Raw genomic sequence first — 8079 nt, forward strand, 5'->3', positions numbered from 1 at the left:
AATGGTGTTGTAACTTCTTTTTCAACCCAGGGCATTTTTTTGCTTATCTCATAGCCAATTACTTCAGCAATGCGTTCCAGGTTTCTTCTAAAACGCATGCGGTCGTTTTGTACATCTACATTGCGTAATTCACTTACCCAGTTGCTTATTAAAGAATGTTGTTCGCTTAAATTAATGACCATAAAATCAGTTTGAGGTTAGTGGTTTTTATTTTTTGTTCCGGGCAACAGTGCAAAGACAGGCTTCATTGGCGTCGCACTCTTGTACAGTAAATCTTTATTGAGCTTTTATTAAAGCGGTTGAATAAAACAAAACTAAAATAAAAAATCCCCTTTGCAGTATTTTTTTTCAATGGCAATTTTGTAGCCTTCCGCTAAAACAAACATGGTCAGACGGGGACGTCAGACCATGTGGCCAAAATCTTTTAACACAGCATTTGAGAAAAATGTATTTTTATTGTACTCAAAATAAACAACATGAAAAGAATGATTGCTTTGGTATTTGTAAGTGCACTAATAATTAGTGCCTGCAACAGCAGCGATAAAAAAACTGATGCTGTTAATGATAAATACGAACAAACCAAAGAAACACTAGGGGAAACCGAAAAGAAAAACCCTGCCCGTTTTTTATCTGTAACCGGTAAAGATAAACGTAACCTTTTAGGCCAAACTGTTGTAAAAGGAATGCTGAATAACACTGCCAAAGTTGCCAGTTATAAAGATGTACAAATAAAATTATCTTTTTACAGTAAAACAAAAGCGCTGTTAGAAGAAGATGTGGAAACTGTTTTTGAAACGCTTGCCCCCGGTAAATCTGCCGAATTTAAAACCAAATATTTTGCACCTAAGGGAACGGATAGTGTGGCGTTGAAAATAGTAGGGGCGAAGGGGGAATAAATTATTTTTATGAGAGTATATCTTATTTTTCTTGCTTGTTGTTTATCATTATTTGGATATGCCCAGCAAACTGATATTGATTTAATCAACAAAGCAATTGAAGTAAAAAAGAATGTGGCTATGAATAAGCCATATCGCAAATTTTCATTTTTTGATGACGAAAGAAATATAAGTAGTAAGGATATTGCTGGTAAAGTAACTTTTATAAACTTTTGGTATGCTTCCTGTGCACCATGCATGGGGGAATTAGAAGCATTAGACAAGCTATATGATACGTTTAGTAATAATCCTAATTTCAAATTCATATCATTTACGTTTGAAGAGAATGAAAAAATTTTGGAAATTAAAAATAAATATAACATCAGGTTTCCGATAACTTCTATAAGCGATGCTGAATGTGATAGGCTGAATTATTATTTAGGTTTTCCTGTTAACATAATTTTAAACGATAGTGGAGTTGTTAAATATATCAATCCGGGAGCATCGTTAGACAAGCAAAGAAATATTGCCTATTTTAGAAAGGCTTTATATCCAATTATAGTAGAAGAGTTAAATAAACTTAAACCCATCCCCATCAAACAATCCCAAATCACTCAGCTTTAAATGCGGTATCACCAGCAACGCCATAAAAGATAAAGTCATAAATGGAGCTGTAAGTGTACTGCCCAATTCTTCTTTAACCATTTTATCAATAGCGGTGTAAGCTGCTGCAACTTTATAACCATCTTCATTACTCATTAATCCGGCAACAGGTAATGCTAAAAGCATTTCTTTATTATGATTAACAGCACTAATGCCACCTTGTGCACCGATAACTAAGTTTACTGCTTTCATTAAACTTTCATCATCAATACCCACTGCAACAATATTATGGCTGTCGTGTGCAACTGATGATGCAACAGCGCCATGCTTTATACCAAAGTTTTTAATAAATGCTTTTGCAACGGGTGCATTTTTATAACGGTTAATTACAACAATTTTTAAAACGTCGTTTGCAATATCGCTTTCGTAAAAACCTTCTTTAATAATTGGGCTGCAAATAATTTTATTGGTAATTAATTGCCCGTCTAAAGCTTCAATACAAAATAAATCTCCTACATGATCTTCTCCTTTTCCCTCCCCTTGGGGGTTCTCGACAGAGAACGAACGAAGTTTAGGAGGGGCTTGAAATCTAAAATCTGAAATATCTTTTTCGCTGCAATCAAAATTGTTTAACACCGAAGATGATTGACTAACGACCAATGACTTCCCATTCGCTGCGACCAATTCTCCATCAATATAAGTTTGCACTACTGTAAAGTTTTCTAAATCTTCTGCCACAATAAAATCAGCAGCGTCACCTTCTCTTAATAATCCCACCTTCATTTTATAATGCAATGCAGGATTAATACATGCGGCCTGCAACACTTTAAAAATATCAATTCCTTTTGCAGCGGCTCTTGCACATAATTGGTTAATGTGGCCATCTGCCAAACTATCCGGATGTTTATCATCGCTGCAAAACATCATCATTTCGTAATGTTCATGCATCAGATCAATCAATGCGTCAAAGTTTTTTGCGGCGCTGCCTTCACGTATCAAAATCTTCATGCCGTATTTTAATTTATCCAGCGCTTCGGCTGCTGTAAAACATTCATGGTCGGTAGCCCCCCCGCCCCCCAAAGGGGGAATTCCATCGGATGCTGATCTAATTGAAATTGCATCAATATATTTTTTTGCCAGCTCGCCCATTAAACCAGGGGCATGTCCATCAACTGGTTTATTATATTTTCTTGAAGCTGCAATTTTTTTCAGTACTTCTTCGTCACCATTAAGCACACCCGGAAAATTCATCATCTCACTCAAATAAAAAATATCATCACTTTTTAATAACGCATCAACATCATTTACATTTAATACAGCTCCGGCTGTTTCAAAAATAGTAGCAGGCACACAACTCGGTGCGCCAAAATGAAATTTAAAAGGTACCGTTTTTCCATTGTCAATCATAAACTGTACACCTTGCATGCCGCAAACATTAGCAATTTCGTGAGGATCACTTATGGTGGCAACAGTGCCATGCACCACAGCCAACTTTGCAAATTCTGATGGTACCAGCATGGAACTTTCAATATGCACATGGCTGTCTATAAAGCCGGGAAGAATGTAGTTGATAGCTGAAAGTTGTTCGTTGACAGCTGGTAACTTTTCAATTGAAGCAATCTTCCCTTTCTCAACAGTCACTGCACCGTAAAAAATTTGTTTGTTGAAAATGTCAACAATATTTCCGGTTATAATTTTTGGCATAAGTAATTTAAATTTCTTTTGCAAACTTAAACTATTATAAACGGTTTAAGATGCTGGATAAATGGAATAAACAAAACATATTGAATTGAAATTTTAATTTATCTTGCCCGACTAAAAAACATAACAATGAAACCTATAATTATTTTCGGATTATTTATTTTAGTGATGGTATTGGCGCAATTTGCACAGGCACAAACAGTGGACGAAATTATTGATAAAAATACAGCAGCAATGGGAGGGAAGGAAAAATTAGCCACCTTAAACAGTGTGCGTAAAGAGGGCAGCATGAATGCACAGGGTGCTGATGTAAGTATTGTTATTACTACATTGCATACAGTAGGTGATCGAACAGATTTTAGTGTTATGGGTACGCAGAACTACCAGATAGTTACCGCAACAAATGGTTCTGTATTTATGCCAATTTTCGGGCAGTCATCGCCAGAGCCTATGGGTGAACAAATGCTTAAAGCCGGGCAAAATAATTTGGACCTTAAAGGCATTTTTATAAACTATAAAGAAAAAGGTATACAGGCAGAATACATTGGCAAACAAATGGTGGATGCTAATGAATGTTATCATTTAAAAGCTACTTTTAAAAATGGGAATGTTACAAATTATTTTATAGATACAAAAACCGACAGGCTGTATAAAACAACTACCAAAGGAAAAATGAATGGCGAGGAGGTGGAAATATTTATCAATTTTTCTAATTATAAACAAAATGCAGATGGTTATTGGTTTGCTTACACTACTACTAACGAAAGAGGCGATATTAATTATGATAAAATTGAAACTAATATAAAAGTAGACGAAAGCATTTTTAAAGATTAAAAAATTATTTTAAAAAACCTCCTGATCAACCGGGAGGGTTTTAATTTCATTGTGTATCTTTCAATAATAATTTAACTAACATGCAAAAACTACTTCTGCTTGCTGCAACATTTTCTGTTGCACTTTCCTCTCTTGCTCAAAAAAAACAAACCACTGTTTTAAATAACGATGACAGCATTTTAATGAGTAAAACAAAATACCGGTTGGTAGGCCCGTTCCGTGGCGGCCGCAGCGGTGCTGTAACCGGCGATGCAAAAAACAAAAACACCTTTTATTTTGGCAGTACCGGCGGCGGTGTATGGAAAACGATGGATGGCGGCAGCAACTGGAAAAACATCAGTGATAAATATTTTGGTGGCAGCATTGGCAGTGTAGCGGTAGCACCAAGTGATAATACCATTTTATATGCAGGTGAGGGAGAGAGTACATTACGTGGCAATGTCAGCGAAGGTTTTGGCATTTGGCGTACCGATGATGGGGGCAGAAGCTGGAAAAATTTAGGATTAAAAGATACCCGGCATATTATAAAAATTGTTATTCATCCAAAAAATCCAGATATAGTTTGGGTAGCAGCCATCGGCCATTTATTTGGGGCTAACGATGACCGTGGTATTTATAAAACAATGGATGGAGGCAAAACATGGAAAAAAGTTTTGTATGTAAATAATCAAACCGGTTGCAGCGATTTAATTATGGAACCGGGTAACCCAAGCGTATTATATGCAGGTACATGGCGCATACAGCGTACGCCTTACAGTTTAGAAAGTGGTGGGGATGGTGGCGGCATCTGGAAAAGTATTGATGGAGGCGAAACATGGAAAAATATTTCTGCCAATAAAGGTTTACCAAAAGGGTTATGGGGTATAACGGGGATAACAGTGGCGCCATCTAACACCGATAAAATTTATGCCATTATAGAAAATAAAGATGGCGGATTATTTGTAAGTACCGATGCCGGCGAAACATGGACATTGCAAAGCAGTGATAACAGCATTCGTCAAAGGGCGTGGTATTACAGTAAAATTTTTGTGGATCCTAAAAATGAAAACACTGTATATGCCCTCAATGTAAATTTTTTAAAAAGTGTTGATGGAGGAAAAACTTTTAAAAATATAAATACACCTCATGGTGATCATCACGATTTATGGATTGATCCTGAAGATGGCAGGCGAATGATTATTGCTGATGATGGCGGTGCACAAATAAGTTTTGATGGCGGCGAAAATTTCAGCACTTATTTAAACCAGCCTACTGCACAATTTTACAGGGTAAGCACCGATAATCATTACCCGTACAGAATTTTAGGCGCACAACAGGATAACAGTACGGTAAGAATTTTATCGCAAAGTGATGGCGGACAAATTACGCAGGATGACTGGCAAAATACTGCCGGTGCAGAGAGTGGTTACGTTGTAGCAGACCCTTTAAACCCCGATGTGGTGTATGGTGGCAATTACAGCGGCTACTTATCAAGGTTAGATCACAAAACAGGAGAGAACCGTGCCGTAAGTGTATGGCCCGATGATCCGCTGGGTGGTGGAGCCGATGTAAGCAAATATCGTTTTCAATGGAACTTCCCCATTTTCTTTAGTCCGCACAATCCTAAAAAATTATATGCAGGTGGCAATTTATTATTTGCAACAGAAAACGAAGGCGCATCCTGGACAGCACTTAGCGGAGATTTAACTACCAATGATAAAATAAGGCAACGCAGCAGCGGGGGCCCCATTACAAAAGATAATACCGGTGTAGAAGTGTATTGTACCATTTTTACTGCAACAGAATCGGCGCTGGAAAAAGATTTATTATGGACGGGCAGCGATGATGGATTGATACATGTAAGTAAAGATGGGGGAAAAAACTGGGACAATGTAACACCGCCTGCAGCAGGTAAATGGATGATGTGGAATTGTGTGGAGACCGATCCGTTTGTAAAAGGGAAAGCATATTTTGTTGGCACTAAATATAAAAGCGATGACTTTGCACCATACATTTTTAAAACAGAAGATTATGGAAAAACATGGGTGAAGATTACCAACGGTATTGCTGCAAATCATTTTGCAAGATGTTTAAGGGCCGATAAAAAAATAAAAGGTCTTTTGTATGCAGGAACGGAATATGGTATGTACATTAGTTACGATGATGGTGCAAGCTGGAAAACATTTCAACTAAATTTACCGATGGTGCCAATTACAGATATGACTATTAAAGAAAATGATTTGGTTGTGGCAACACAAGGCAGGGCCTTTTGGGTACTTGATGATTTAAGTGTGGTGCAGCAAAAAGCAAACGGTATCAGCAGCAAAAATATTTTTGTATTTGCTGTAAACGATGCTTACCGTTTTGACGGCTCTCAAAATGTAAATGCAAAAAATGCTGGAATGAATCCGCCGAATGGTTCAATTATTAATTATTATGTAAAAAATATCAATGATTCTTCAAAAGTTAGTATTGAAATTTTAGATAAAAATAAAAAGCAAATAAAATTATTTGCTACCAATGCAAAAGAAAAAGAAGATAAGATTGATGTAAACAAAGGCATGAACCAGTTTGTGTGGAATATGCTGTACCCGCCGGCGGATAAAATTGAAGGACAAATTATCTGGCATGGCAATGTGCCCGGCCCCAAAGCTGCACCCGGTAATTATTTTTATAAAATAAAAGCAGATAAAGATTCTGCAGAAGGCAGTTTTGTAATAAAAGCAAACCCGGTTTACAAATTATCGCAGCAGGATTATGAAGACCAGTTTAATTTTTTAATTACAATAAGAGATAAGTTTAACGATATACAAAAAGCTAATAAAAATATTGCTGAGGTACGCAAGCAAATAAATGATTTTACTGCACGTGCCGGAAAAGATTTACCTAAGGAAATTAAACAGCAGGCGGATACCATTAACAAACAAATGACCACTATTGAAGAAGCGCTTCATCAAACCAAAGCAAAAAGCGGGCAGGATGTGTTGAATTTTCCTATTCGTTTAGATGATAAAATAAGTGGCCTGTACGATTTTGCTGTTAGCGGCAATGCAGCACCTGCAAAACAGGTTAAAGAAGCTTTTGCTGAGTTAGCTGCCCAAACAGATGTGCAATTAAATGCATTAAAAAAATTACTGGAAGATGATGTGGTAAAACTGAATGCAATGATAAGAGAGAAAGCATTGCCGGTAATTGGGTTGAAGAAAGACTAAATTTTAATTTAGCAGAATAAAAAAACGTGGCAATCCGCCACGTTTTTTTTAAATTTATTTTTCACCTTAATCCTCCAGTAAATCCGGCCTTCTCTCTTTTGTTCTTTGCAAACTTTGCTCCACCCGCCACTCTTCAATCAATTTATGATTGCCGCTTAATAAAATATCCGGTACTTTCCAGCCACGGAATTCTTCAGGCCTTGTATAAACAGGCGGCGCCAATAAATTATCCTGGAAAGAATCTGTTAATGCAGAAGTCTCATCATTTAACACACCTGGAATTAATCTGCCAATAGCATCAACCAAAACTGCTGCAGCAATTTCGCCGCCACTCAATACATAATCGCCGATAGAAATTTCTTTGGTAATAAAATGTTGTCTAACCCTTTCATCAATGCCTTTATAATGGCCGCAAATAAGCAGTAAATTATTTTTTAAAGAAAAATGATTCGCCATTTTTTGATTAAAGCTTGCTCCATCAGGCGTTAAATAAATTACTTCGTCGTAGGCAGTTGTTTTTTGTAAACTTTCAATGGCATTTACCAATGGCTCCATCATCATCACCATTCCTGCGCCGCCGCCAAATGCATAATCATCTACCTGCGCCCTTGCATAAGTAGTGTAATCTCTTAAATTAATTACATTCACTTCCAGCAATCCTTTATCCCTTGCCCTTTTCAAAATAGAGTGGGCAAAAGGGCTTTGCAGTAAATCGGGAACAACAGAAATAATATCAATTTTCATAACCAGTCCGCAAAATTGCGTTGCCTTTTAAAGTGAAATATTTTATTATGATAACGTAAAACTAAGTAATAAATATTTGCAGGAAAATATTTACAGTCTGTTCTTTATTTACCAGCACTATCATTTCAATC

Annotated in this window: 6 protein-coding genes and 1 pseudogene; 4 read left to right on the top strand and 3 right to left on the bottom strand. The window is 36.8% G+C overall.

Features of this window, described 5'->3' with window-relative positions:
- A pseudogene (locus tag ACY65O_RS03765) lies at positions 1-182 on the bottom strand (uracil phosphoribosyltransferase); the annotation flags it as partial.
- A 294-nt stretch (positions 183-476) separates the two neighbouring features.
- On the opposite strand from ACY65O_RS03765, the gene ACY65O_RS03770 reads away from it, so the two are divergent.
- Entirely contained in the window at positions 477-896 is a 420-nt protein-coding gene (locus ACY65O_RS03770) for a hypothetical protein (protein ID WP_462219513.1), read from the top strand.
- 9 nt (positions 897-905) lie between these two features.
- Positions 906-1499, top strand: coding sequence for a TlpA family protein disulfide reductase (locus ACY65O_RS03775; RefSeq protein WP_462219514.1), 594 nt, complete (start codon positions 906-908; stop codon positions 1497-1499).
- Here the strand turns inward: ACY65O_RS03775 and ade are convergent.
- Positions 1446-3182 (bottom strand): adenine deaminase, encoded by a 1737-nt coding sequence (gene ade / locus ACY65O_RS03780; protein ID WP_462219515.1) that lies wholly within the window; start codon positions 3180-3182, stop codon positions 1446-1448. The two genes, ACY65O_RS03775 and ade, sit on opposite strands and share 54 nt — an antisense overlap.
- Positions 3183-3308: 126 nt before the next feature.
- Between ade and ACY65O_RS03785 the strand changes: the two genes are divergently transcribed.
- Positions 3309-4013 (top strand): hypothetical protein, encoded by a 705-nt coding sequence (locus ACY65O_RS03785; protein WP_462219516.1) that lies wholly within the window; start codon positions 3309-3311, stop codon positions 4011-4013.
- A gap of 80 nt (positions 4014-4093) precedes the next feature.
- Positions 4094-7204: a WD40/YVTN/BNR-like repeat-containing protein gene (locus ACY65O_RS03790; RefSeq protein ID WP_462219517.1), complete on the top strand. Its 3111-nt coding sequence runs from the start codon at positions 4094-4096 to the stop codon at positions 7202-7204.
- Positions 7205-7270: 66 nt separating this feature from the next.
- On the opposite strand, the gene trmD is transcribed toward ACY65O_RS03790, so the two are convergent.
- On the bottom strand, positions 7271-7948 hold the full coding sequence (trmD, locus tag ACY65O_RS03795) for a tRNA (guanosine(37)-N1)-methyltransferase TrmD (RefSeq protein ID WP_462219518.1): 678 nt from the start codon (positions 7946-7948) through the stop codon (positions 7271-7273).
- Between the last annotated feature and the right edge of the window lie 131 nt (positions 7949-8079).

The organism is Ferruginibacter sp. (genome assembly GCF_031430955.1).
GTDB lineage: Bacteria > Bacteroidota > Bacteroidia > Chitinophagales > Chitinophagaceae > Ferruginibacter.